Origin of the sequence: Chelatococcus asaccharovorans, assembly GCF_003201475.1 — a bacterium.
In the GTDB taxonomy this organism is placed as follows: Bacteria; Pseudomonadota; Alphaproteobacteria; order Rhizobiales; family Beijerinckiaceae; genus Chelatococcus; species Chelatococcus asaccharovorans.
Genome location: NZ_QJJK01000001.1, coordinates 356,830 through 380,129, shown reverse-complemented (window position 1 = coordinate 380,129; position 23,300 = coordinate 356,830). Strand labels below are relative to the sequence as shown.

At 65.8% G+C, this 23,300-nt stretch carries 25 protein-coding genes, 1 tRNA gene and 1 pseudogene; 22 read left to right on the top strand and 5 right to left on the bottom strand.

Features of this window, described 5'->3' with window-relative positions; translation table 11 throughout:
* Nucleotides 1-15: 15 nt before the first annotated feature.
* From C7450_RS01865 to C7450_RS35045, 18 genes and pseudogenes are all read left to right on the top strand, one after another.
* Nucleotides 16-906: a LysR family transcriptional regulator gene (locus C7450_RS01865; RefSeq protein ID WP_245449476.1), complete on the top strand. Its 891-nt coding sequence runs from the start codon at nt 16-18 to the stop codon at nt 904-906.
* 169 nt (nt 907-1,075) lie between these two features.
* Nucleotides 1,076-3,064 carry a conjugal transfer protein TraG gene (locus C7450_RS01860; RefSeq protein WP_110372672.1) on the top strand — a complete coding sequence of 663 codons (1,989 nt, stop codon included), beginning with the start codon at nt 1,076-1,078 and terminating at the stop codon, nt 3,062-3,064.
* A 10-nt stretch (nt 3,065-3,074) separates the two neighbouring features.
* Complete coding sequence (locus tag C7450_RS01855) at nt 3,075-3,539, top strand: ribbon-helix-helix domain-containing protein (RefSeq protein ID WP_110372671.1); 465 nt, start codon at nt 3,075-3,077, stop codon at nt 3,537-3,539.
* Between the two features lie 141 nt (nt 3,540-3,680).
* Entirely contained in the window at nt 3,681-4,664 is a 984-nt protein-coding gene (gene trbB / locus C7450_RS01850; RefSeq protein ID WP_110372670.1) for a P-type conjugative transfer ATPase TrbB, read from the top strand.
* Nucleotides 4,661-4,993 (top strand): TrbC/VirB2 family type IV secretion system protein, encoded by a 333-nt coding sequence (locus C7450_RS01845; RefSeq protein ID WP_110372669.1) that lies wholly within the window; start codon nt 4,661-4,663, stop codon nt 4,991-4,993. Before trbB ends, C7450_RS01845 begins: the two co-directional genes overlap by 4 nt.
* Complete coding sequence (locus tag C7450_RS01840) at nt 4,993-5,271, top strand: VirB3 family type IV secretion system protein (RefSeq protein ID WP_069459779.1); 279 nt, start codon at nt 4,993-4,995, stop codon at nt 5,269-5,271. Before C7450_RS01845 ends, C7450_RS01840 begins: the two co-directional genes overlap by 1 nt.
* Nucleotides 5,272-5,284: 13 nt before the next feature.
* Nucleotides 5,285-7,729: a conjugal transfer protein TrbE gene (gene trbE / locus C7450_RS01835; RefSeq protein WP_110372668.1), complete on the top strand. Its 2,445-nt coding sequence runs from the start codon at nt 5,285-5,287 to the stop codon at nt 7,727-7,729.
* A complete protein-coding gene (gene trbJ, locus C7450_RS01830) occupies nt 7,726-8,493 on the top strand; it encodes a P-type conjugative transfer protein TrbJ (protein ID WP_110372667.1) in 768 nt (255 codons plus the stop codon). Before trbE ends, trbJ begins: the two co-directional genes overlap by 4 nt.
* A 20-nt stretch (nt 8,494-8,513) precedes the next feature.
* The gene (gene trbK-alt, locus C7450_RS01825) at nt 8,514-8,792 is read left to right on the top strand and encodes a putative entry exclusion protein TrbK-alt (RefSeq protein ID WP_110372666.1); all 279 of its coding nucleotides are present in this window, start codon (nt 8,514-8,516) and stop codon (nt 8,790-8,792) included.
* Between the two features lie 3 nt (nt 8,793-8,795).
* Nucleotides 8,796-10,148 carry a P-type conjugative transfer protein TrbL gene (gene trbL / locus C7450_RS01820; RefSeq protein WP_110372665.1) on the top strand — a complete coding sequence of 451 codons (1,353 nt, stop codon included), beginning with the start codon at nt 8,796-8,798 and terminating at the stop codon, nt 10,146-10,148.
* Complete coding sequence (trbF, locus tag C7450_RS01815; protein ID WP_110372664.1) at nt 10,145-10,834, top strand: conjugal transfer protein TrbF; 690 nt, start codon at nt 10,145-10,147, stop codon at nt 10,832-10,834. Before trbL ends, trbF begins: the two co-directional genes overlap by 4 nt.
* A complete protein-coding gene (trbG, locus tag C7450_RS01810; RefSeq protein WP_110372663.1) occupies nt 10,831-11,790 on the top strand; it encodes a P-type conjugative transfer protein TrbG in 960 nt (319 codons plus the stop codon). Before trbF ends, trbG begins: the two co-directional genes overlap by 4 nt.
* Entirely contained in the window at nt 11,787-12,938 is a 1,152-nt protein-coding gene (locus tag C7450_RS01805; protein WP_110372662.1) for a TraB/TrbI/VirB10 family type IV secretion system protein, read from the top strand. Before trbG ends, C7450_RS01805 begins: the two co-directional genes overlap by 4 nt.
* A gap of 2 nt (nt 12,939-12,940) precedes the next feature.
* Complete coding sequence (locus C7450_RS01800; RefSeq protein WP_110372661.1) at nt 12,941-13,159, top strand: DUF2274 domain-containing protein; 219 nt, start codon at nt 12,941-12,943, stop codon at nt 13,157-13,159.
* A gap of 459 nt (nt 13,160-13,618) precedes the next feature.
* Nucleotides 13,619-13,948, top strand: a complete 330-nt coding sequence (locus tag C7450_RS01790) for a hypothetical protein (protein WP_110372659.1) — start codon at nt 13,619-13,621, stop codon at nt 13,946-13,948.
* Nucleotides 13,945-14,298, top strand: coding sequence for a toxin-antitoxin system TumE family protein (locus tag C7450_RS01785; RefSeq protein WP_110372658.1), 354 nt, complete (start codon nt 13,945-13,947; stop codon nt 14,296-14,298). Before C7450_RS01790 ends, C7450_RS01785 begins: the two co-directional genes overlap by 4 nt.
* Complete coding sequence (locus tag C7450_RS01780) at nt 14,295-14,684, top strand: HVO_A0114 family putative DNA-binding protein (protein WP_110372657.1); 390 nt, start codon at nt 14,295-14,297, stop codon at nt 14,682-14,684. Before C7450_RS01785 ends, C7450_RS01780 begins: the two co-directional genes overlap by 4 nt.
* Nucleotides 14,681-16,339: pseudogene (locus tag C7450_RS35045) on the top strand (recombinase family protein); the annotation flags it as partial. The gene C7450_RS01780 and the pseudogene C7450_RS35045, both read left to right, overlap by 4 nt.
* Here the strand turns inward: C7450_RS35045 and C7450_RS01770 are convergent.
* Together C7450_RS01770 and C7450_RS01765 are read right to left on the bottom strand one after the other, a co-directional pair.
* A tRNA-Arg gene (locus C7450_RS01770) sits at nt 16,310-16,386 on the bottom strand. The pseudogene C7450_RS35045 and the gene C7450_RS01770 sit on opposite strands and share 30 nt — an antisense overlap.
* 205 nt (nt 16,387-16,591) lie before the next feature.
* Entirely contained in the window at nt 16,592-16,909 is a 318-nt protein-coding gene (locus C7450_RS01765; RefSeq protein ID WP_110372656.1) for a plasmid stabilization protein, read from the bottom strand.
* Nucleotides 16,910-17,128: 219 nt separating this feature from the next.
* On the opposite strand from C7450_RS01765, the gene dapE reads away from it, so the two are divergent.
* Nucleotides 17,129-18,370, top strand: coding sequence for a succinyl-diaminopimelate desuccinylase (gene dapE, locus C7450_RS01760; RefSeq protein WP_110372655.1), 1,242 nt, complete (start codon nt 17,129-17,131; stop codon nt 18,368-18,370).
* A gap of 236 nt (nt 18,371-18,606) precedes the next feature.
* On the opposite strand, the gene truA is transcribed toward dapE, so the two are convergent.
* From truA to C7450_RS01745, 3 genes are all read right to left on the bottom strand, one after another.
* Nucleotides 18,607-19,347: a tRNA pseudouridine(38-40) synthase TruA gene (gene truA, locus C7450_RS01755; RefSeq protein ID WP_110373210.1), complete on the bottom strand. Its 741-nt coding sequence runs from the start codon at nt 19,345-19,347 to the stop codon at nt 18,607-18,609.
* 1 nt (nt 19,348) lies between these two features.
* Entirely contained in the window at nt 19,349-20,281 is a 933-nt protein-coding gene (fmt, locus tag C7450_RS01750; RefSeq protein ID WP_110372654.1) for a methionyl-tRNA formyltransferase, read from the bottom strand.
* A 152-nt stretch (nt 20,282-20,433) separates the two neighbouring features.
* Nucleotides 20,434-20,766: a DUF6968 family protein gene (locus C7450_RS01745; RefSeq protein ID WP_110372653.1), complete on the bottom strand. Its 333-nt coding sequence runs from the start codon at nt 20,764-20,766 to the stop codon at nt 20,434-20,436.
* Between the two features lie 159 nt (nt 20,767-20,925).
* On the opposite strand from C7450_RS01745, the gene C7450_RS01740 reads away from it, so the two are divergent.
* The 3 genes from C7450_RS01740 to fghA all read left to right on the top strand — a co-directional run bounded on the left by C7450_RS01740 (nt 20,926) and on the right by fghA (nt 23,270).
* Nucleotides 20,926-21,219, top strand: a complete 294-nt coding sequence (locus C7450_RS01740) for a metal/formaldehyde-sensitive transcriptional repressor (RefSeq protein WP_110373209.1) — start codon at nt 20,926-20,928, stop codon at nt 21,217-21,219.
* 81 nt (nt 21,220-21,300) lie between these two features.
* A complete protein-coding gene (locus C7450_RS01735; protein WP_110372652.1) occupies nt 21,301-22,413 on the top strand; it encodes an S-(hydroxymethyl)glutathione dehydrogenase/class III alcohol dehydrogenase in 1,113 nt (370 codons plus the stop codon).
* A gap of 11 nt (nt 22,414-22,424) precedes the next feature.
* Nucleotides 22,425-23,270 carry an S-formylglutathione hydrolase gene (gene fghA, locus C7450_RS01730; RefSeq protein WP_110372651.1) on the top strand — a complete coding sequence of 282 codons (846 nt, stop codon included), beginning with the start codon at nt 22,425-22,427 and terminating at the stop codon, nt 23,268-23,270.
* The last annotated feature ends 30 nt before the right edge of the window (nt 23,271-23,300 follow it).

The window sequence follows — 23,300 nt, the reverse complement described above, 5'->3', positions numbered from 1 at the left end:
GGTACGCGCATTCCGCTGGCGGCATTGATTCAGACGTTGGCGGTGGCGGAACACCTGAACTTCCGTCATGCAGCGAATGCGCTCGGCGTCAGTCAGTCAAGCGTCAGCGCCCGAGTGAAGACTCTGGAGGACGATCTGGGCATCCTCCTGTTTGAGCATCACACGCGAGGTGTTCGGCTGACGGACGCTGGCAGGCATTTCGTGGAAGGGGTCGCCGCAGGCGTCGACCAACTCGATCATGCGGTGAAGACTGCCGGCATGGCGGCGCATGGTGACTGCGGCTGCCTGCGTATCGGCGTCCATGCCCTGATCCCAGGGAGCTTCCTCGCAGAACTGATCGGGCAGTATCGACAGGACTACTCTCGTATAGAGGTCGAGATCACTGAGGGCACAGCGCGCGACGCGGTCATGCAGCTTCGCGCCGGCCGGCTGGACATTTCGTTCGTGGTAGGCACGCCGAAACTGCCCGACTGCCATTCCCGGCGGATATGGACCGAACCGCTCATGGCCGCGCTGCCGGATCGTCATCCGCTCGCCGATCGCTCCGCTGTCGCCTGGGCCGATCTGGCGGCAGAGACGTTCCTTGTCCGCCATGGCGGCACCGGGCCTCAGGTTTATGACCATATCGTCCTGCGTCTCGCCGGGAGCTGGCCAGCGCCTTCGATCCTGCGTTTTGCGGTGGAGCGAAGCACGCTGCTATCGATGGTCGGACAATACTTCGGAATTACCGTTGCTGGGGCAGCCACGTCGTGGCTACCAACGTCGGGCGTGACGTTCCTGCCTATCGCCGACGAGCCCGAGCCGATCACATTCTCAGCCGTCTGGTCGCCGTTCAATCGAAGCGCGGCGCTCCAGAACCTTCTTGCCCTCGCAAACAAAATGAGTCGATCGGCTCGACACGTCTGATTTGTGAACGAAACGATTCAGCATCCTGCGAGCGAATGGGCGCATGCCGTAACCCGTCCTATTTGTACGCCACAGTATCCAGCAGCCCTCCTGCTTCATTTTTTCTATTGCTGCGCGCGGAAACGCCTTTTCTCTGATCGGCTCCATCTCTTTTGCCGATTGGAGCCTTATGCGTGGAGGCCGAATTCTTTGGGGTCAGATCGCCGCCGTCGTTGCCATCGTGATGGTGACGATCTGGGCGGCGACGCAATGGACCGCATGGCGGCTCGGCTTTCAAGGCCAGCTCGGTAGTCCATGGTTCGAGTTGGCCGGCTGGCCCATCTACTATCCTCCGACCTTCTTCTGGTGGTGGTATGCGTTCGACGCCTACGCGCCGACAATCTTCGTCGAAGGCGGTATCATTGCGGCGTCGGGCGGTATCATTGCCATCGCCGTCGCGATCCTGATGTCGATCATGCGCGCCCGCGAGGTGCACAACGTCGCGACCTACGGTTCCGCGCGATGGGCCGACGACAAAGAAATCCATGCCGCCGGCCTGCTCGGTCCTGATGGCGTCGTGCTCGGCCGATACAGCCAAAACTATCTGCGCCATGACGGCCCAGAGCATGTGTTGTGCTTTGCACCGACCCGAAGCGGCAAAGGCGTCGGCCTCGTCGTGCCAACGCTGCTGACCTGGCCGGGAAGCTGCATCGTCCACGACATCAAGGGTGAGAACTGGACGCTGACGGCGGGCTTCCGCGCTAAGCACGGCCGCGTGCTGCTGTTCGACCCGACCAATGCGAAATCCTCGGCATACAATCCGTTGCTAGAGGTCCGGCAAGGCGAATGGGAAGTCCGCGACGTCCAGAACATTGCCGACATTCTGGTCGATCCTGAAGGCAGTCTCGAGAAGCGCAACCACTGGGAAAAGACCAGCCATTCGCTTCTGGTCGGCGCGATCCTGCATGTCCTTTACGCTGAGCCCGACAAGACGCTGGCTGGCGTCGCCAATTTCCTTTCCGATCCCCGCCGCCCCGTCGAAGCGACGCTGCGCGCGATGATGGACACGCCGCATCTGGGAGAAGCTGGCGTTCATCCCGTTATCGCGTCGTCGGCACGGGAACTGCTCAACAAGAGCGATAACGAGCGGTCCGGCGTGCTCAGCACCGCCATGTCATTCTTGGGCCTCTATCGCGATCCCGTCGTCGCGCGCGTCACCGCGCGCTGCGACTGGCGCATTGCCGATCTGGTCGGATGCCGCCAGTCGGTCAGCCTCTACCTTGTCGTGCCGCCTTCCGACATCAATCGTACCAAGCCGCTCATCCGGTTGATCCTCAATCAGATCGGACGGCGGCTGACCGAAGAATTGAAGACCGTGGGCAAGCGTCATCGCCTGCTGTTGATGCTCGACGAGTTTCCGGCGCTGGGGCGGCTCGACTTCTTCGAGAGCGCCTTGGCCTTCATGGCGGGCTATGGCCTCAAGGGCTTCCTGATCGCGCAGTCGCTCAATCAGATCGAGCGCGCCTATGGGCCGAACAACGCTATCCTCGACAATTGCCATGTGCGCGTCAGCTTCGCGACCAATGACGAGCGCACCGCCAAGCGTGTGTCGGATGCGCTCGGCACCGCGACCGAGCTGCGCGATTCCACCAACTATGCCGGTCATCGTCTGTCGCCCTGGCTCGGCCACCTGATGGTCTCGCGGCAGGAGACGGCGCGCCCGCTACTGACGCCAGGCGAGATCATGCAGCTCCCACCCTCCGAGGAAATCGTCATGGTCGCGGGCACGCCGCCGATCCGCGCCGCCAAGGCCCGGTATTTCGAGGACGCGCGCTTGCAGGAGCGCATCATCACGCCGCCCGAGCTGGCGGCGGCTTCCGCCGTCAATGCCATCGCAACGGATGATTGGTCCGGCCGCGTCGTAGCGGCGGCGGGCCAGACCGGCGCGGGCAGCGTCGGCGCCGACGGCGGCGATCCCGCCAATGCCGGCATCCGCCGCGAGCCGGAATTGCCAGAGCATGAGGAAATCTTACCCCTGCCGCCGTCGCCCGCCCAGGAGTTCGAGCTTCTGGACGACGAACCCGATGTCGACGCCGCCAAGGCCAGCGCCCTGCGCAGCCGTATGCGGACGGTCGCACGGCAAGCCTCGCTCGACCCCGGCGACGGCATAGAGCTTTGAGGACCGCGCCATGACGACCCGCACCCGCATGAATGTCTATTTCGACCCGGCTTTGCTCAAACAGGTCGAGGCGCTGGCGCTGCGCCGGAACATCTCGAAATCCGCCATCGTCGAAGCAGCCATGGCGTCATTCCTGTCCGGCGATACGACCGAGAAACTGGAGGCGGCCATGTCGCGCCGCCTCGACAAGCTCGGCCGCCAGATCGACACGCTCGACGAGGATCTCGCCGTACTCGGCGAGGCCGTCTCGCTGTTCGTCCGCTATTGGCTCACCTTCACCCCGGCATTGCCCGAGGCCGCGCAAGCTTCGGGCCGCGCCAAGGGCCTTGAGCGGTTCGAGGGCTTCATGCAGACGCTCGGCAAGCGACTGGCGACCGGAGACAGGATCCTGAAAGAACTTTCGCGTGATCTCGACTCGGTTCGACCGGGCGGTGAAGGCACCGCGCCGCAGATGAACGGCGGCTCGCCGGAATAACCGATCCATCCCATTCACCGCTGATCGCCGCCGACCGCCGCACGGGCCTAGATACTTGTTGAAGCGACCCGATTTCAGGCTCTTTTAATCATCCCCGATCGGGGAACTGTCTGCTGCGTCCCCTTGGATTTTGGGGACAGCATGACTTCTTCACATCAGAAACCGGAGGCGATCCAGCGCGGCGCGCGCATGTTGCGCACCGCGCTCGGTCCCGCCATTGCGCGCTTTCTCGAAGACCCAGCCGTCGTCGAGGTGATGCTGAACCCCGACGGGCGCATCTGGATCGACCGGCTTTCCGAAGGACTGGCCGATACGGGCGAGATTATGTCGCCCGCCGATGGCGAGCGCATCGTGCGCCTGGTCGCGCACCATGTCGGCGCGGAGGTTCACGCCCGAAGCCCTCGCGTCTCGGCCGAGCTGCCCGAGACGGGGGAGCGGTTCGAGGGGCTTCTTCCCCCGGTCGTCGCCGCGCCGGCCTTCGCGATCCGCAAGCCCGCCGTCGCCGTCTTCACGCTCGACGATTATGTCGCCACCGGGATCATGTCGGCGGACCAGGCCGCGACGTTGCGCGAAGCCGTCGCCGCCCGCGCCAACATCCTCGTCGCGGGCGGCACCTCCACCGGCAAGACCACGCTGACCAACGCGCTCCTGGCCGAGGTCGCCAAGAGCGCCGATCGCGTCGTCATCATCGAGGACACGCGCGAGCTGCAATGCGCCGCGCCCAACCTCGTCGCCATGCGGACCAAGGATGGCATCGCCACGCTCTCCGATCTGGTGCGGTCCTCGCTGCGCCTGCGTCCCGACCGCATCCCCATCGGCGAGGTGCGCGGCGCTGAAGCCCTCGACCTCCTCAAAGCCTGGGGCACCGGCCATCCGGGCGGCATCGGCACCATCCACGCCGGGACCGGCATCGGCGCGCTACGCCGGCTCGAACAGCTCATTCAGGAAGCCGTCGTGACTGTCCCGCGCGCGCTGATTGCCGAGACGATCGACCTCGTGGCCGTCCTCTCCGGCCGCGGTTCCGCGCGCCGGCTCGCCGAACTCGCCCGCGTCGAGGGGCTGGGGTCGGACGGCGACTACCGCGTCACCCAAGCCATCCCCACCAGCACAGGAGAACCAGAATGATCCGCACCACCATGCGCATTCGTCGCACGATCGCGACCGCCGCCACCTTCGCCTACGTCAATCTCGTCCTAGTCCCGGCCGCCCATGCCTCCGGCTCCTCCATGCCGTGGGAAGCGCCGCTCCAGAAAATCCTCCAGTCGATCGAAGGCCCGGTCGCCAAGATCATCGCGGTCATCATCATCATCGCGACCGGCCTGGCGCTCGCCTTCGGCGACACATCGGGCGGCTTCCGCAAGCTGATCCAGATCGTCTTCGGCCTGTCGATCGCCTTCGCGGCGTCGAGCTTCTTCCTGTCGTTCTTCTCGTTCGGCGGCGGGGCGCTCGTCTGATGGCGGTCGCGTTCGAGCAACTGGACGTGCCGGGATTCACCGTGCCGGTCCACCGCGCGCTGACCGAGCACATCCTGCTCGGCGGCGCGCCGCGCTCCATCGCGATCCTCAACGGGACGCTGGCCGGGGCCGTTGGCCTCGGCCTGCGCCTCTGGCTGGTCGGCTTGGCTATCTGGGCCGTCGGCCATTTCGCGGCGGTCTGGGCAGCCAAGCGCGATCCGCTCTTTGTCGAGGTCGGGCGCAGGCATCTGCGTATCCCCGGCCACCTGTCAGTTTGAGGGAGGCGCAACCATGATGAATCTTGCCGAGTATCGCCGCTCCGCCAGCCGCCTTGCCGACTATCTGCCGTGGGTCGCGCTCGCCGCCGAAGGCGTCGTGCTCAACAAGGACGGCAGCTTCCAGCGCACCGCGCGCTTTCGCGGTCCCGATCTCGACAGTGCCGTCGCCGCCGAGCTGGTCGCCGTCGCCGGCCGCATCAACAACGCCTTCCGCCGTCTCGGCTCCGGCTGGTCGATCTTCGTCGAGGCACAGCGCCACGAGGCTGCGACCTATCCCGACAGCGTGCTTCCCGATCCGGCGTCCGGCCTGGTCGACGCCGAGCGCAAGGCCGATTTCGAGGAAGCCGGCGCGCATTTCGTGTCAGGCTATTATCTGACCTTCCTCTATCTGCCGCCGGCCGAGGAAGCCGCCCGCACTGAGGCCTGGCTCTACGAGGGCCGCGAGCGCAGCGGCGTCGACAGCCAAGAAATCCTGCGCACCTTCACCGACCGCACCGGCCGCGTGCTGGCCCTGCTCGACGGCTTCATGCCCGAATGCGACTGGCTCGATGACAGCGAGACGCTGACCTATCTGCACTCGACCGTCTCGACCAACCGGCACCGCGTCCGCGTCCCCGAGACGCCGATCTATCTCGATGAGCTTCTCGCCGACCAGCCGCTGACCGGCGGGCTCGAACCGCGCCTTGGCAGCGAGCACCTGCGCATCCTCACCATCATCGGCTTTCCGACCGCGACGACGCCCGGCCTGCTCGACGATCTCAACCGGCTCGCTTTCCCGTATCGCTGGAGCACGCGCGCGATCCTGCTCGACAAGACCGACGCGACCAAGCTCCTCACCAAAATCCGCCGCCAGTGGTTCGCCAAGCGTAAGTCCATCGCCGCGATCCTTAAGGAAGTCCTGACCAACGAGGCGTCGGCCCTCGTCGACACCGATGCGTCCAACAAGGCGGCCGATGCCGACATGGCCTTGCAGGAGCTTGGGCAGGATGTCGCCGGCATGGCCTATGTCACGGCCACGATCACGGTCTGGGACGCCGATCCGCGTCTTGCCGACGAGAAGCTACGGCTGGTCGAGAAGGTCATTCAGGGCCGCGACTTCACGGCCATGATCGAAACCGTCAACGCCGTCGATGCCTGGCTCGGCTCGCTCCCCGGACATGCCTACGCCAATGTCCGCCAGCCGCCGGTCTCGACGCTCAATCTCGCTCACATGATCCCCCTCTCTGCCGTGTGGGCGGGGCCGGAACGGGACGAGCATTTCGGTGCGCCCCCCTTGCTTTACGGCAAGACCGAAGGCTCGACCCCGTTCCGGTTATCCCTTCATGTCGGCGACGTCGGCCACACGCTTGTCGTCGGCCCGACAGGTGCTGGCAAGTCCGTGCTGCTGGCGCTCATGGCCTTGCAGTTTCGGCGCTACGAGCGGTCCCAGGTCTTCGTGTTCGACTTCGGCGGTTCGATCCGCGCCGCCGCGCTCGCTATGGGCGGCGACTGGCACGATCTCGGTGGCGGCCTGACCGAAGGCTCCGACGCTTCGGTCTCGCTCCAGCCGCTCGCCCGCATCCACGATTCCTACGAACGCGCATGGGCTGCCGACTGGATCGTCGCGATCCTGATGCGCGAGGGCATCACAATCACGCCCGAGGTGAAGGAGCATATCTGGACGACGCTGACCTCGCTCGCCTCCGCACCGGTCGAGGAGCGCACCGTTACCGGCTTTGCCGTCCTGCTCCAGTCCAACGACATCAAGCAGGCGCTCCGGCCCTATTGCGTCGGCGGTCCTTATGGTCGGTTGCTCGACGCCGAGGCCGAACATCTTGGTGCCGCCGACGTGCAGGCGTTCGAGATCGAGGGGCTGGTCGGCACGGGCGCTGCGCCCGCCGTGCTGGCCTATCTCTTCCACCGCATCGGTGACCGGCTCGACGGGCGGCCGACGCTGCTCATTATCGACGAAGGCTGGCTGGCGCTGGACGACGAAGGCTTTGCCGGCCAGGTCCGCGAATGGCTGAAGACGCTCAGGAAAAAGAACGCATCGGTCATCTTCGCCACACAGTCGCTGTCCGACATCGACAATTCGAGCATCGCGCCGGCGATCATCGAAAGTTGCCCGACGCGGCTGCTGCTCCCGAATGAGCGCGCGATCGAGCCGCAGATCACGGCGATCTATAGGCGTTTTGGGTTGAACGACCGCCAGATTGAGATTTTGGCCAGAGCGACGCCGAAGCGCGACTATTACTGCCAGTCGCGGCGCGGCAACCGCCTATTCGAGCTGGGCCTTAGCGAAGTCGGCCTCGCGCTCTGCGCAGCTTCCTCCAAGTCCGACCAGACCCTGATCGCCAACCTTGTCGCCGAGCACGGCCGCGAAGGTTTCCTCGCCGCGTGGCTGCGCGCCCGCGGCGCGACCTGGGCCGTCGATCTCATCCCGAACTTCCCCCAAGCCGAAAAGGAGACTGAATCATGAAGACCCGTACCTTCCGCTCGCGCGCCGTCGCGCTCGCCGCGACCATGCTCGCGGCCACGCCACTTGCCCTGTCGCCGATGATGGTGACGCCCGCGCACGCCCTCATCGTGTTCGATCCCAGTAACTACGCCCAAAACGTGCTGACTGCCGCGCGCACGCTGGAGCAGATCACCCACCAGATCACCTCGCTCCAGAACGAAGCGCAGATGCTCATCAATCAGGCTCGCAATCTCGCAAGCCTGCCGTTCTCCGCGCTCCAGACCTTGCAGCAGAACGTCCAGAAGACACAGCAGCTCTTGAGCCAAGCGCAGGGCATCGCGTTCAACGTCCAGCAGATCGACCAGATGTTCAGCCAGAAATACGGCAACATTTCCATGTCGTCGTCGGATACCCAGCTCGTCGCCAATGCCCGCGACCGCTGGAAGAACACGGTCGGCGGCTTGCAGGACGCCATGCGCGTGCAGGCCGGCGTCGTTGGCAATATCGACAGCAACCGCACGCAGATGTCGGCGCTCGTCAGCCAAAGCCAGGGCGCGACCGGCGCGCTTCAGGCAACGCAGGCCGGCAATCAGATCCTCGCACTGCAATCGCAGCAGCTCTCCGATCTCGTCGCGCTGCTCGCCTCCAATGGCCGCGCCAGCGCACTGACCGAGGCCGAGCGCGCCGCTGCCGCTGAACAGGGCCGCGAACAGCGCCGCCGCTTCCTGACGCCGGGCTCGGGCTACACGCCCGGAAACGCCCAGATGTTCAACACCGGCAAGTAGCCGCCAGAAGGAGCATTCCCATGGACGGCAAGATGCTGGCCCGCCTCGGCGCTATCGTGTTCGTCGCCATCGCCATCACCGCGACGGTCATCGAACTGAACCGCAAGGAGGACGCGCCGGCATCTTCGCCGGCCGCCCTTCATTCCCCCGACCGCGATCCGCTGCGCGAAGGCCAACGCCGATGCCAGTGGCTCGGCCAAGCGGCGGCCAGCGACAGCGCTTGCATGGCGGTATGGGCCGAGACCCGTGACCGCTTCCTTGGCCGCGCGCCCGCGCCGGCCGCCCCGGAAGGGCGGTGAGCCATGGGCGGCGCAGGCGTCATCGACAACTTCCTCGGCGTATTCACCAAATACATCGACAGCGGATTCGGCCTTCTCGGCGGCGAGGTCGGCTTCATCGCAACCACCCTGATCGTCATCGACGTGACGCTCGCCGCACTCTTCTGGTCCTGGGCGGCCGATGACGACATCATCGCGCGCCTCGTCAAGAAGACGCTGTTCGTTGGCGTCTTCGCCTATCTCATCGGCAACTGGAGCAACCTCGCCAAGATCGTCTTCGAGAGCTTCGCCGGCCTTGGCCTCAAGGCAAGCGGCACGGGCTTCTCGACCGCCGAGCTGATGCGTCCTGGCAAGGTCGCGCAGACCGGCCTCGACGCCGCACGGCCGCTGCTCGAATCAATCTCCCACCTGATGGGCTGGGTCGCCTTCTTCGAGAACTTCATCCAGATCGCGTGCCTGCTCTTCGCCTGGGCGCTGGTCATCCTCGCCTTCTTCATCCTGGCGATCCAGCTCTTCGTCACCCTGATCGAGTTCAAGCTGTCCACGCTGGCCGGCTTCGTGCTGATCCCGTTCGGCCTGTTCGGCAAGACTGCCTTCATGGCCGAGCGCGTGCTTGGCAACGTGATTTCCTCCGGCATCAAGGTTCTGGTGCTGGCCGTCATCATCGGCATCGGCTCGACGCTGTTCAGCCAGTTCACGCGAGTGTTCGGCGGCCAAGCACCGAGCATCGACGACGCTATGGCCGTCGTGCTCGCCGCCTTGTCGCTGCTCGGTCTCGGCATCTTCGGCCCCGGCATCGCCAACGGCCTCGTCTCCGGCGGGCCGCAGCTCGGCGCAGGAGCCGCGGTCGGCACGGGCCTTGCCGCTGGCGGCGTGGTGCTCGCCGGTGCTGGCGCTGCGGGCCTCGCCGCCAAGGGCGGCGCCGCAGCGCTCTCGACGGGCGCAGCCGCCGTGCGCGGCGGCGCGACGGCCGCAGGCGCGGCGTCGGCCGCCTTCAGTCTCGGTTCGCTCGGCCAGTCCGGCGCGTCCGGCGTTGCATCGGGCATGGGCGGTGTCGGTCGCGCTGCTGGCAACGCCGCCATGTCGCCGCTGCGCCGCGCCGCGGCCAGCGTCAAATCCAGCTTCTCCGATGGCGTGAAGAGCGGCTTCGGCGTCACCGGCGGCTCCTCGACCATGGGGACCGTTGGCGGTGCGACTGAGGCCGCAAGCGACGGCTCCGCTGTCCAGGCCGCCAAGGGGCAACCCGATTGGGCGAGGCGGATGCAGCGCTCGCAGCGCCTCTCGCACGGCGTCCAGACGACAACGCACGCCGTCCGCTCCGGCGACAGCCACGGCGCCGGCTCTTCCGTCAACCTCTCTGAAAGTGACCGCTCATGAACCTGTTTCGACGACCCGCCGCGCATTACGGCAAGACCCCACAACCCGAGACGCCATACCAGAAGGCCGCACAGGTCTGGGACGAGCGCATTGGCTCCGCCCGCGTCCAAGCCAAGAACTGGCGCTACATGGCCTTCGGTTCGCTGTTCCTGTCAGCCGGTTTCGCCGCCGCACTAGTCATCCAGTCGGCGCGCGGGACCGTCGTGCCCTGGGTGGTGCAGGTCGACAATCTCGGCCAGGCACAAAGCATTGCGCCGGCGACCGCCGACTATCGCCCGACCGATCCGCAGATCGCATGGCATCTTGCCCGCTTCATCGAGCAGGTGCGCAGCATTCCCGCCGATCCGGTCATCGTCCGCCAGAACTGGCTTCGCGCCTACGAATGGACGACCGATCGCGGCGCGGGTGCGCTCAACGACTATGCCCGCACCAACGATCCCTTCGCCAAGGTCGGCAAGCAGCAGATCGCCGTCGAGGTTTCCAGCGTCATCCGCGCCTCGGCCGACAGCTTTCGCGTCGCTTGGACCGAGCGCCACTACGAGGATGGCAAGCTCGCCACGACGGAGCGGTGGACGGCAATCTTGACCATCGCCCTTCAGCGGCCCCGAGACGCCGAGCGGCTGAAAGCCAATCCGCTCGGCATCTACGTCAACGCCATCAACTGGTCGCGGGAGCTGGGCCAATGAGCCGGGCATTCCCTAAATCCGCATTGGCCGCTGTTCTCTTGTCCGCGACAGCGCTCGCCGGCTGCGCCACCAACCGCCCCCCGGAAATCTCCTACGACGCCAGCGTGCCGCCATTGCCGGCCATTCCCGCCGCCGTCACCGACGATCGGCCGAAGCCGGTGCATATTCCACCAGCCTGGACGGTCGCGCGCGGCGGCACAGCCGCGGCGACACCGACCGGCCGTGTCGAGAATGCCAACGCAGCCGCCCGCGTGCAGCCGCGCCGCGAAGGTTACTTCAACGCCATCCAGGTCTATCCGTGGTCGGAAGGCGCGCTCTATCAGGTCTATGCCGCCCCCGGTCAGATCACCAATATCGCGCTCGAGCCCGGCGAAAGCCTGACCGGCGCGGGACCGATCGCGGCGGGCGATACGGCCCGTTGGATCATCGGCGATACCGAGAGCGGATCGGGCGTGACGCGCCGCGTGCATGTGCTGGTGAAGCCGTCGCGCGCCGACATCGCCACCAATCTCGTCATCACCACCGACCGGCGCACCTACATGGTAGAGCTGCGCTCCGGCGAGAAGCCCTATATGCCCGCCGTCGCCTGGGCCTATCCGCAGCCGGCGGGAGGCGGGCGACAGGCCCTTCCGGCCACGCCTGTTATCCCAGTGGTCGCAGCGCGCAACTATCGCTACAGCCTGACAGGCAGCACCAATCCTCCATGGAAGCCCGTCGCCGTCTATGACGACGGCCGCCGCGTCTATGTCGAGTTCCCGCGCGGTATCGTGCAGGGCGAGATGCCGCCGCTGTTCGTCATCGGCCCCGGGGGCGAAGCCCAGATCGCCAACAGCCGCATCTATCAACACATCCTGATAGTCGATCGCCTGTTCGGCGCGGCCGAGCTGCGCCTTGGCGGCGGCGACCGCCAGCAGACCGTCAGGATCGTTCGCACCGACGGGAGGCCGCAATCATGATCGAAACCGATAACAGCAATGCCGCTCCGATGCGCCTGCGCGCCGAAGCCCCGCGCGTCACGCGCCTGTCGCGCAAGATGCTCGCGAGCGTCGCTGCCGTCGCCCTGGTCGGCATCGGCGGGGCGCTGATCTACGCGCTCCAGACCCGCGGGCCGGGCAATGACGGTCAGGAGCTTTATTCGACGGCGAACCGCCAGCCTGCCGATGGTCTTGTTGGATTGCCGCGCGACTATACCGGCCCGATCCTCGGCCCGGCGCTACCCGGCGATCTCGGCCGCCCGATCCTGAGCGCGCAGAATGCGGGGCAGCCCGTTGCGCCGCCGGTCGTGCCGACATCGGGCGTCGACGAAGCCGAACAGCGTCGCCGGGCCGAGGAGGAAGCCGCCCGCACCAGCACCGTCTTCTTCCAGGCGCGCGGCGGATCGCCCGCGCCGGCAGGATCGGCGGGCATGTCGACGCCGGGGCTCGCCGGATTCGACATGCCCGGACAGGCCAGCCAACCGACGACGCAGGACAAGCAACTGGCCTTCCTCAATGGTCCCGTCGATCGGCGCACCACGTCGTCGGATCGCGTCACGGTTCCCGCATCTCCCTTCGTACTTCAAGCAGGAGCCGTCATTCCGGCCGCGCTCATCACCGGCATCCGCTCCGATCTTCCCGGCCAGATCACCGCCCAGGTGACGGAGCCGATCTATGACAGCCCCACCGGGCGCATCCTGCTCGTGCCGCAGGGTACGCGCATCATCGGCCAGTACGACAACAACGTGCAGTTCGGACAGCGCCGCGTGCTCCTCGTCTGGAACCGCCTCATCATGCCGAACGGCCGCACCATCGTGCTCGAACGCCAGCCCGGCGCGGACACGCAGGGCTATGCGGGTCTGGAGGATGGCGTCGATTATCACTGGTGGGATCTCGCCAAGGCCGCCGGCCTCTCGACGCTGCTGGCCGTCGGAGCCGAGCTTGCCGTCAACGACGAGAACCGGCTTCTGCGCGCAATCCGCAGCGGTGGCCAGGACACCATCAACGATGCCGGCCAGCAGATCGTCCGCCGCCAGCTCAACGTCGCGCCGACCCTGACCATCCGGCCCGGCTTCCCGGTCCGCGTCATCGTCACGCGGGATCTGGTGCTCGAACCTTATAGGAGTTGACCATGACCAAGCTGAAACTCGGCCCTATCGCCGACGACAAGCCCGTCAAGATCGCGGTGGAGCTGCCGGCGGCGCTCCATCGCGATCTGACCGAATACGGTCGCCTGCTCGCCGAAGGCGGCGCGGCAATCGAACCCGCCAAGCTCGTCGTGCCAATGTTGGAGCGATTCATCGTGACTGATCGTGGATTTGCGAAAGCGCGACGAGCAACGAAAGAGTAATTTTGCCATCTGGCGATGGCGGGTGAGTGCTTAGCCTGACAGGGCCGAACCAGACCATGCGCCTGTCCCGATGGCCCAAGTTGTGTTGATGGCCGAAGCCAGCTTCAGTTTGGGTTTCTCAGTCTCATAGGCAGTTTCTGTTTTCATATGGTTCTCCTTTCCATTCGTTGTCGACAGCAGCGCAACGGCATAGGCCAGGCCCCAAAGGGCCATGAATGTAAGAAGGCCACCGAGACAGAGAACATGAAGGGGAATCGAACCCCAACCCACCAGACCTGTCAGGCTAAGGACTCACACGCGGTAGATAGGTCGCTGGGTGCCTTGAGGCAAGAATCTCAAGGGGTGCTGCCGACGCATATGCGCGAATGCGGCACGCTACCGCCCGCCGATCTTCCTCCATGCTTCGCATAAATCCGAGCCTCGAGGTCCGGAAACAACCAGCGAACTATGGAGGACTCTATGTCCGGGCAACACTCCCGCGCCCGAAAGGGGCGGCAACGGCGGCCAGTCCCACATACACTTCCCGATGACCTGTACGATTATGGTGGCGGCGAACCCGCACCATTGTCGGCATCGCGGCGACGCGATCCATCGCCCGGTCGCTTCGACATCGAGCGCTTACCTGTCATCGACGATTGGCCTGAGCGCGTGCCGGTCACGGAAGCCGAGATCGATATCTTCGAGCGCTATTTCGGCGAAGTGCTCGATAGGCTGTTCAGTCCGAACGAGGCCGATAGCACAAATGGGGCCTTGCGGAAGTTAACATCAGATGTTAACAGTACGCCATGAGCGAGGATCGTGACCCGAGCCTCGACACGCTTCTGGACCTCGACGGTCAGGTGCTCGTAGTCGACCCCGAGGGCGGTCATTGGGTGAAGTTCGTTGTCACCCGCGTTCCGGTCTCGCCGGAGAAGCCGCATGGCCTCGATTACTCGCTCACGCTTCACGGGCCTTCGGGCGACCGGCTTGTCGGCTTCGACAACGCTCATCCGGTCGGCCGGGGCAGACGCGGCGAGCCGATGGATCATCGTCATCGCCTCCAGACCGTGAAGCCATACGCTTGGGAGGATGCGGCCACGCTGCTGGCCGACTTCTGGCAGACGGTGGACACGGTGTTGAAGGAGCGAGGCGTATTATGACCACCCTGAAAGTCGGGATTGCCGACTACGACGAGATGAAGGCCCGCACCATGCGGATCGCGCGCGGCGACGAGAAGCCGGCGGCGGACGACCCGAAAGTGTGGTTCACCTCGACCGAATCCTTCGCGCAAATCCTCTCCAGCGGAAACCGCGAACTGCTGCGCGTCATAGACGAACAAGCCCCCGGTTCGCTGGAGGAGCTGGCAGAGATCACCGGCCGGGCCAAATCGAGCTTGTCCCGAACCCTGAAGACGATGGTGAACTACGGTCTTATCAGCATGGAGCCCGGCCAGGGCCGGAAGCTCATGCCGAAAGTGCTGCATGATCGCGTGGCCCTGGAACTGCCCTTGCTCGAACGACGTGAAGCGAAGGGAGGCGCGCGATGAACCTTCAAAGTTCCCATGTCGCCCAACGCGCCGCGCTCTATCTGCGCGTCTCTACGGTCCGTCAGGCCGAACATGACGTGTCGATTCCCGACCAGCGTAAGCAGGGCGAAACCTATTGCGCCACGCGCGGCTATCAGCTTGTCGATACCTTCGTGGAAGCCGGCGCGTCCGCGACCAACGACCGCCGCCCTGAATTCCAGCGCATGATCGAAGCCGGCACATCGAAGCCCGCGCCGTTCGATGTCGTCGTGGTTCACTCGTTCAGTCGCTTTTTCCGCGATCACTTCGAGCTGGAATTCTACGTTCGCAAGCTCGCCAAGAATGGCGTCAAGCTCGTCTCCATCACGCAGGAGATGGGCGACGATCCCATGCACGTCATGATGCGCCAGATCATGGCTCTCTTCGACGAGTACCAGTCGAAGGAGAACGCCAAGCACGTCCTGCGCGCCATGAATGAGAACGCCAGACAGGGCTTCTGGAATGGCGCGCTACCGCCCATCGGCTACCGCATCGTCGCAGCCGAACAGCGCGGATCGAAGACCAAGAAGAAGCTGGAGGTCGATCCGCTGCACGCCGACACGGTGCGGCTGATCTATCGGCTCTTCCTTGACGGCGACGGCAAGACCGGCCCGCTCGGTGTCAAGGCGATCACCTGCTATCTCAACGAGCGCCGCATCTTCACCCGCGACGGCGGACGCTGGGGCCTCGCGCAAATCCATGCGATCCTGACCCGCACGACCTACATAGGCGAGCACAGGTTCAATACGCGCTCGCACAAGGATCGGGAGAAAAAACCCGAGAGCGAGGTTGCGATCATGGCAGTGCCGCCGCTCATCGACCGCGACATCTTCGACACGGTGCAATCCAAGCTGAAATCCCGCAATCCCAATCTGGTACCGGCTCGCGTCACCAGCGGACCGACCTTGCTCACGGGCATCTGCTTCTGCGCCAAGTGCGGCGGGGCCATGACGCTGCGCACTGGGCGGGGGAGCGCAGGCGCGACGTATCGCTACTACACCTGCTCGACCAAGGCTCGGCAGGGCAAGACAGGCTGCGCAGGGCGCACGATCCCGATGGACAAGCTGGATGACCTGATCGCGGGCCATCTGGAGGAACGGCTCCTCCAGCCGGAGCGCCTTGTAACCATCCTCGGTGGCCTTCTCGATCGTCGCCAAGACCGCACCGAGCGCCGCCGCGAACAACTCGCAGAACTCAATCGGCGAATCACGGAAACCGACCAGCGGCTCAATCGCCTCTACGACGCTATCGAAGCCGGATTAGCCGATCTGAATGATTCGGTGCTGAAGGAGCGTATGGCCGGTCTTAAGGCGATCAGGGATCAGGCCACAGCCGATGCGGAACGTATTCAGTTGACGCTCGATAGCGCAGGCAATCAGGCTGTCACGCCCGATATGCTCGACGCATTCTCCGGTGCTGCCCGGGACGGGCTGAGGCTCGAAGGGGGCGGCTATCGGCGGGATCACCTGCGCGCTTTCGCTCAGCGCGTCGAGGTCGCAGATGACGAAGTTCGCATTATGGGATCGAAATCAGAACTGCTGCGAACGCTCGTGGCCGCTTCCAGCGGGAAATCGGCGGTGTTCGGCGTTCATAGTTCTGTACTGAAATGGCGCGCCCGGCACGATTCGAACGTGCGACCTTTGCCTTCGGAGGGCAACGCTCTATCCAGCTGAGCTACGGGCGCTTCCAGCCTGCAGGGCATAGCCCCCGACCTTGCAACGTGGCGGCAACCTAGCCCAGCGACGGCCCGCCTGTAAATGGGCTTTATCGCAAATCGGCGTCATACGGGGACGAACGGCGGGCGGGGCTGCCGCCGCCTGTGGATTGCGTGCCTTCGGCCCGTCGAGCAGGTGCACCGGGAGGTGCGGCTCGGCGGGGCGGGGCTGCCCTCAGCCCGCCCGGCGTTCCTCGGCGTTGCGCTTGCGGGTTGCTGCGGCCTTCTTGGCCGAGGCGGAGCGCTCAGCGGCGCTGCGGGAAGCCGCGACCTCTCCACCCCGCTTTCCGCCTTTCCTTGCGGACAGGTTGGTATCGGCCTTGCCGCGGCCTGAACCGCTCTTGTTGCCGCCGCCGCTGTCCTTGTTCACGGTTGCCCAGGCGCGCCGTTCGGCTTCCTTTTCGCTGACGCCACGGCTTTCGTAACCTTCTTCAATATGCTCCGCCTTCCGTTTCTGCTTGTCGGTATAAGCTGATTTGTCACCGCGAGGCATGGCACTCTCCCTGGTTGTCTGCGATCTTCTGAAAGAACGAATTTCGCGCTCGGCTGTTCCCTTTCCACGCAACCGATCGTCGGAGCGGATCGCGGGAGGATTTGCGGCCCGTCATCAATTTCATCCTTGGCACTGGGGGCTGTCATCGTATCGGGCTATCATGGACAATGCGTGATCGGTCGAATCGCGCCGTCCCTCCAGTCCACGGGCCCCTCGTCCATGTCGTCATCTGGCACATCCTCCACCCCGGACCATCCCTCGGAAACGCCGCTTGCCCCGACGGGCGCGCCGGCGGCGGAGCTGACGCTGGCGGTTGCCCTGGCGCAGGATCTCATCCGTTGCAGGTCCGTGACGCCTGAGGAAGGCGGTGCCCTCGCTTTGATCGACCAGAGGCTGGCGGAGGCCGGCTTCGCGACGCATCGGCTCACCTTTTCGGCGCCCGATACGCCCGACGTGGAAAATCTCTATGCGCGTTATGGCCGCGAAGCGCCCTTTCTCCTGTTTGCCGGCCATACGGATGTGGTGCCCCCGGGTGATGAGGCCCGCTGGAGGCATGATCCTTTCGGCGGTGCGATCGAGGAGGGGCTCATCTTCGGCCGCGGCGCCTCCGACATGAAGGGCGGGGTCGCGGCGATGGTCGCGGCAGCGCTCGAATTCATCAAGGCCAATCCCAACTTTCCGGGATCGGTCGGCTTCCTCTTGACGGGAGACGAGGAGGGGCCGGCCGTGAATGGCACGGTCAGGCTCCTCGAATGGGTGAACGACGAGCGCGGCGACAAGTTCGACCAGTGCATTCTGGCCGAGCCCACGAATCCGAATGTGCTCGGCGAGATGATCAAGATCGGCCGGCGGGGCTCGCTCTCCGGCCGCGTCGTGCTTTCGGGCAAGCCGGGCCATGTCGCCTATCCGCATCTGGCCGATAATCCGATCCAGCATCTCCCTGCCCTGATCGCGGCCCTGAAGGAGGTCCCGTTGGATGAGGGAACGGCCCATTTCGCGCCGTCCAACCTCGAATTCACGACCATCGATACCGGCAACCCTTCGGCCAATGTCATCCCGGCGGAGGTGCATGTCGCCTTCAACATCCGCTTCAACGACATCTGGACGCCGGAGACGCTGGCCGACGAGATCCGGCGTCGGATCACGGCAGCCGGCCTTGGCGAACGCGCGCGCGTGACCTTCCGGCCGACCAACGCCACGGCTTTCGTGACCGAGCCCGGCCCCTTCGTCTCGGTGCTGTCGCGGGCTGTCGAGGCGGAAACGGGATTGAAGCCCGCCCTGTCGACCTCGGGCGGCACATCGGACGCGCGCTTCATCAAGGACTATTGCTCGGTCGTCGAATTCGGGCTCGTCGGGCAGACGATGCATCAGCTCGATGAGCATGTGGCCACCGCCGATATCGACGCGCTGACGGCCATCTTCCGCCGCGTGCTGCAGGACTATTTCGCGCCCGCCCGGTAGTTCGATGCCGTGCAGAGGGTTTGTCGCCTCGACCTTGTCGCGGCCTCGCCGTCATTCCGGGGCTTCGCGTCAGCGAAGAGCCCGGAAACCATGAACACCGCGCCGGACAAGAAGACGCGTCGGACCAATACTCTATTCGTCTGCGGGCGTGTTCATGGATTCCGGGCTCAGGCCTGCGGCCTGCCCCGGAATGACGACGAAGGTTCTGCCTTCACCGCGGCAACCGTCCGCATGCTCTAGGGATAATCCACGCCGATGAGATAGAGCCCTGTGGCGGGTGCCATGGGGCCGCAGGCGGCGCGCTGGCAGGCGGCGAGGGCTTCAGCCACCTGGGTCACGGGCCACTGGCCGGTGCCGACGCGCTCCAGGCTGCCCACCATCGAACGCACCTGGTGATGCAGGAAGGAGCGCGCCGCGGCGAAGACGCGGATCTCCTCGCCGATCCGTTCCACATCCAGCCGGTCGAGCGTGCGGATGGGGCTTTTCGCCTGGCAGTCGGCGGCGCGGAACGTCGTGAAATCATGCCGGCCGAGCAGTGTCTGCGCCGCGTCATGCATGGCCTCGGCGTCGAGCGGACGCGGCACGTGCCAGACCCGGCCGATCTCGATCGCCGGCGGCGGGCGCCGGTTGAGAATGCGGTAGAGATAGTGGCGCTTGATCGCCGAATGGCGCGCATCGAAGGCATCGCCCACCTGCAGCGCTGAGAGAATGGCCACGGGCTCCGGCTTCAGATGGGCATTGGTGGCATCACGCACGGTGTCCGTGCGCCAGTCCTTCTCCAGGTCCACATGCACCACCTGATGCGTCGCATGCACGCCGGCGTCTGTGCGCCCGGCGCATTGCACCCGCACCGCATGGCCGGCAAAGCGCGCAATCGCCTCCTCGACGGCCTGCTGGACGGCGCGGCCGTTGTCCTGCCACTGCCAGCCGCAATAGGCGCGGCCGTCATATTCCACGACGAGCTTGTAGCGCGGCATATCAGGCGAGCACCGCGCCGGGCGCAAGCCGCGCGCCGCGCAGGAAATCCTCGGCGTTCATCGCGCCCTTGCCGGCGCGCTGCACCTGCAACAGGCGAATGGCGCCGTCGCCGCAGGCCACCGTGAACTGGCTGTCCAGCAATGTGCCGGGGGCGCCCTGTCCCTCGGCGGGCGTGCTGCGCAGGGCGCGCACCCGCTCGGGGCCCTTGCCGAGATCGACTTCGAAATAGGCGCCGGGGAAGGGCGAGAGCCCGCGGATCTGGTTGTGCAGCTCGCCGGCGGGCCGGGACCAGTCGATGCGGGCTTCCGCGTTGGTGATCTTCCTGGCGTAGGTGATGCCGTCCTCGGATTGAGGCACGAAGTTCAGCGCGCCGCGGGAGAGCGCGGCGAGCGCCCGCGCCATCAGGTCGGCGCCGAGGCGCGAGAGGGTGTCATGCAGTTCGCCGGCGGTGGTCTCTTGGCCGATGGTCACGCGCTCGACCATGGCGACGGGCCCGGTGTCGAGCCCTTCCTCCATCTTCATCACGGCGACGCCGGTCTCCGCATCCCCGGCCATGATGGCGCGCTGGATGGGGGCGGCGCCGCGCCAGCGCGGCAGCAGCGAGGCATGCAGATTGAGGCAGCCGAGTTCCGGCGCATCGAGGATCGCCTTGGGCAGGAGCATGCCATAGGCCACGACCACGGCGGCATCGGCCTCAAGCGAGACGAAGGTCTCTGTAGCCTCGTCCGTGCGCAGGGTCTTCGGCGTGAAGACGGGGATGCCGAAGCGCTCGGCCATGGCATGGACGGGGGAGGGGCGCTCGGCGAGGCCCCGGCCGCTCTGCGCCGGCGCCCGTGTGTAGACTGCGACGACCTCGTGCCCCTGGCCGATGATCTCGGCGAGGACCGGCACGGCGAAATCGGGCGTGCCCATGAAGACGATGCGCAGCGACATTGGGATGAACTCGGCGTGACGGGTGGCGACCTTGAGGCCTTGATGGCTCAGGGGGGCTTTTAGCGGATGCGAGGGGAGAAGGGAAATCGGGTCTTCGCGCCCAGGGACATCGCACGCGAGCCGTCATCGCGAGGGTCCCTTCTTCCCGGTGGTCAGAAGAACTTGGCGTCGTCGCCTTGCAGCAGGTCGCGGATGCCTGCTGGAACCGGGAAGCCGTAGCCGCCGCCCGGGACCTCAGTCGTCAACCTGCCGGACTGATGATAGCTGCTCGTATAGATGTCGGCGCCGATCATCTGTAGCGCGAGCACGAGCGCCTGCACGGAATCTGCCCCGCCAGCCCGGCCGTTCTGCCGCCCCTCGGGCCAATCGATCTCGTAGCGGCACATCCAGGATGTCGCGTCCCGCTCGGGCGCGAAGATGCGGATGGGTATGGCGAGCTCCCCATCGGGATGGCGAAGACGTAATGTCCGGTCTGCTATGACCATAGAATCCTCAGGAATTTAAAGGACTATCGGACGTCCGGCCCGGGAAGGGGACCGAGAACGCCCGCAGGCCTCGACGGTCTCGCCGTCACCAGCTTGACATACTCCCATGGAGTATAATAGTGCCGAGGTGGAATACTCGGCTCCAGTATGTGGACGGCCATGCCGCATTCACCGGACGACAAGAAGCGTGCCATCAACCGTCTGCGCCGGATCAGGGGGCAGGCGGAGGCGCTGGAGCTTGCGGTGGAGCAGGGGGCCGACTGCGGCGCGCTGCTCCAGCAGATCGCCGCGCTGCGCGGCGCCGCAACGGGGTTGATGGCCGAGGTGCTGGAAAGCCACCTGCGCGAGACCTTTCTGGAGGCCGGGCGTGGGCCGGATCAGCGAAGGCTGGCCGACGGCGGCGCGGCAGAGATCGACGGGATCATGCGCATCGTGCGCTCCTATCTGAAATAATGGCTTCAAGCGGTCAGCCCCGTCTGACCGACAAGCCGTAACGACCTTTGCGGGACATCCTCAGGGAAGAAGGAACAGGACATGAAAAGCCGCGCAGCCGTTGCCTGGGAGGCGAACAAGCCGCTCACCATCGAGACCGTCGAGATCGGCGGCCCGAAGCCTGGTGAAGTGCTGATCGAGGTGATGGCGACCGGCGTCTGCCACACCGACGCCTACACGCTCTCCGGCCTCGATTCCGAGGGCAAGTTCCCGGCGATCCTCGGCCATGAGGGCGCCGGCATCGTGCGCGAGGTCGGCGCCGGGGTCACCGCCGTGAAGGTCGGCGATCACGTCATTCCGCTCTACACGCCGGAATGCCGCCAGTGCAAAACCTGCCTGTCGCGGCGCTCGAACCTCTGCACCTCCATCCGCGCCACGCAGGGCCAGGGGCTGATGCCGGACGGCACCTCGCGCTTTGCCTGCGACGGCGGCGAGGTGTTCCACTACATGGGCTGCTCGACCTTCTCGAATTTCACGGTGCTGCCCGAGATCGCGGTGGCGAAGGTGCGCGAGGACGCGCCCTTCGACAAGATCTGCTACATCGGCTGCGGCGTCACCACGGGCATCGGTGCGGTGGTCTATACCGCCAAGGTCTGGCCGGGTGCCAATGTCGTGGTCTTCGGCCTCGGCGGCATCGGCCTCAATGTCATCCAGGGCGCGCGGATGGTGGGCGCCGACAAGATCATCGGCGTCGACCTCAACCCCGCCAAGGCCGAGATGGCCAGGAAGTTCGGCATGACCCATTTCGTCAATCCGGACGAGGTCGGCCGCGACAAGGTGGTCGAGGCGATCGTCGATCTCACCGGCGGCGGCGCCGACTTCTCCTTCGAATGCATCGGCAATGTCCACACCATGCGCCAGGCGCTCGAATGCTGCCATCGCGGCTGGGGCGAGTCGATCATCATCGGCGTGGCGCCTTCCGGCACGGAGATCGCCACGCGGCCGTTCCAGCTCGTCACCGGCCGCGTCTGGAAGGGCTCGGCCTTCGGCGGCGCGCGCGGCCGCACCGACGTGCCGAAGATCGTCGACTGGTACATGGAGGGCAAGATCAACATCGACGATCTGATCACCCACACCATGCCGCTCGACGAGATCAACACGGCCTTCGACCTGATGCATGAGGGCAAGTCGATCCGCTCCGTCGTCCTGTATTGAGGGCCGAGCGGATGGCCCTTACACTCGTCTCCAGCGCGCGCTCCTTCGGGGGCGAGCAGCGCGTCTACACCCATCGCTCCGCCGAGACCGGCACGGACATGCGCTTCTCCGCCTTCGTGCCGCCGCAGGCGGCCGCCGGCAAGGTGCCGGTGGTGTGGTTCCTCTCGGGGCTTACCTGCACGGAGGAGAACTTCACCGTGAAGGCCGGCGCCCAGCGCGTGGCGGCGGAACTCGGGCTCATGGTGATTGCGCCCGACACCAGCCCGCGCGGGGAGGGCGTGCCGGACGATCCCGACGGCGCCTATGACTTCGGCCTCGGCGCCGGCTTCTATGTGGATGCCACCGTCGCGCCCTATGCGCGCAACTACCGTATGGCGAGCTATATCGGCCGGGAACTGCCGGAGATCGTCGGCGCGGAATTGCCGGCCGACATGGTGCGGCAGGGCATCACCGGCCATTCCATGGGCGGGCATGGCGCCTTGACGCTCGCCCTGAAGAACCCCGGCCGGTTCAAGGCCGTGTCGGCCTTTGCGCCGATCGTCTCACCGACGAACTGCCCCTGGGGCGAGAAGGCGCTGGGCGGCTATCTCGGGCCGGACAAGGCGGCCTGGCGCGCCTATGACGCCTGCGCGCTGATCGAGGATGGCGCGCGCGTCGCCGACATCCTGGTCGATCAGGGCACCGCCGACGGCTTCCTCGCCAATCAGCTCAAGCCGGAGCTTCTGGAGGCGGCCTGCGGCACGGCGGGGATTCCGCTGACGCTCCGCCGGCAGGAGGGCTACGACCACTCCTACTACTTCATCGCCACCTTCATCGCCGATCATCTGCGCTGGCACGCCGAGCGGCTGGGGGGCTGACGACGAGCCTGCATCGTCCCGGCCTTGAGC

What these genes read in the sequence shown, in the direction of transcription:
- C7450_RS01860 (WP_110372672.1), top strand. Translation starts at nt 1,076, where the DNA reads ATGCGTGGAGGCCGAATTCTTTGGGGTCAGATCGCCGCCGTCGTTGCC.
- C7450_RS01855 (WP_110372671.1), top strand. Translation starts at nt 3,075, where the DNA reads ATGACGACCCGCACCCGCATGAATGTCTATTTCGACCCGGCTTTGCTC.
- trbB (WP_110372670.1), top strand. Translation starts at nt 3,681, where the DNA reads ATGACTTCTTCACATCAGAAACCGGAGGCGATCCAGCGCGGCGCGCGC.
- C7450_RS01845 (WP_110372669.1), top strand. Translation starts at nt 4,661, where the DNA reads ATGATCCGCACCACCATGCGCATTCGTCGCACGATCGCGACCGCCGCC.
- C7450_RS01840 (WP_069459779.1), top strand. Translation starts at nt 4,993, where the DNA reads ATGGCGGTCGCGTTCGAGCAACTGGACGTGCCGGGATTCACCGTGCCG.
- trbE (WP_110372668.1), top strand. Translation starts at nt 5,285, where the DNA reads ATGATGAATCTTGCCGAGTATCGCCGCTCCGCCAGCCGCCTTGCCGAC.
- trbJ (WP_110372667.1), top strand. Translation starts at nt 7,726, where the DNA reads ATGAAGACCCGTACCTTCCGCTCGCGCGCCGTCGCGCTCGCCGCGACC.
- trbK-alt (WP_110372666.1), top strand. Translation starts at nt 8,514, where the DNA reads ATGGACGGCAAGATGCTGGCCCGCCTCGGCGCTATCGTGTTCGTCGCC.
- trbL (WP_110372665.1), top strand. Translation starts at nt 8,796, where the DNA reads ATGGGCGGCGCAGGCGTCATCGACAACTTCCTCGGCGTATTCACCAAA.
- trbF (WP_110372664.1), top strand. Translation starts at nt 10,145, where the DNA reads ATGAACCTGTTTCGACGACCCGCCGCGCATTACGGCAAGACCCCACAA.
- trbG (WP_110372663.1), top strand. Translation starts at nt 10,831, where the DNA reads ATGAGCCGGGCATTCCCTAAATCCGCATTGGCCGCTGTTCTCTTGTCC.
- C7450_RS01805 (WP_110372662.1), top strand. Translation starts at nt 11,787, where the DNA reads ATGATCGAAACCGATAACAGCAATGCCGCTCCGATGCGCCTGCGCGCC.
- C7450_RS01800 (WP_110372661.1), top strand. Translation starts at nt 12,941, where the DNA reads ATGACCAAGCTGAAACTCGGCCCTATCGCCGACGACAAGCCCGTCAAG.
- C7450_RS01790 (WP_110372659.1), top strand. Translation starts at nt 13,619, where the DNA reads ATGTCCGGGCAACACTCCCGCGCCCGAAAGGGGCGGCAACGGCGGCCA.
- C7450_RS01785 (WP_110372658.1), top strand. Translation starts at nt 13,945, where the DNA reads ATGAGCGAGGATCGTGACCCGAGCCTCGACACGCTTCTGGACCTCGAC.
- C7450_RS01780 (WP_110372657.1), top strand. Translation starts at nt 14,295, where the DNA reads ATGACCACCCTGAAAGTCGGGATTGCCGACTACGACGAGATGAAGGCC.
- C7450_RS01765 (WP_110372656.1), bottom strand. Translation starts at nt 16,909, where the DNA reads ATGCCTCGCGGTGACAAATCAGCTTATACCGACAAGCAGAAACGGAAG.
- dapE (WP_110372655.1), top strand. Translation starts at nt 17,129, where the DNA reads ATGTCGTCATCTGGCACATCCTCCACCCCGGACCATCCCTCGGAAACG.
- truA (WP_110373210.1), bottom strand. Translation starts at nt 19,347, where the DNA reads ATGCCGCGCTACAAGCTCGTCGTGGAATATGACGGCCGCGCCTATTGC.
- fmt (WP_110372654.1), bottom strand. Translation starts at nt 20,281, where the DNA reads ATGTCGCTGCGCATCGTCTTCATGGGCACGCCCGATTTCGCCGTGCCG.
- C7450_RS01745 (WP_110372653.1), bottom strand. Translation starts at nt 20,766, where the DNA reads ATGGTCATAGCAGACCGGACATTACGTCTTCGCCATCCCGATGGGGAG.
- C7450_RS01740 (WP_110373209.1), top strand. Translation starts at nt 20,926, where the DNA reads ATGCCGCATTCACCGGACGACAAGAAGCGTGCCATCAACCGTCTGCGC.
- C7450_RS01735 (WP_110372652.1), top strand. Translation starts at nt 21,301, where the DNA reads ATGAAAAGCCGCGCAGCCGTTGCCTGGGAGGCGAACAAGCCGCTCACC.
- fghA (WP_110372651.1), top strand. Translation starts at nt 22,425, where the DNA reads ATGGCCCTTACACTCGTCTCCAGCGCGCGCTCCTTCGGGGGCGAGCAG.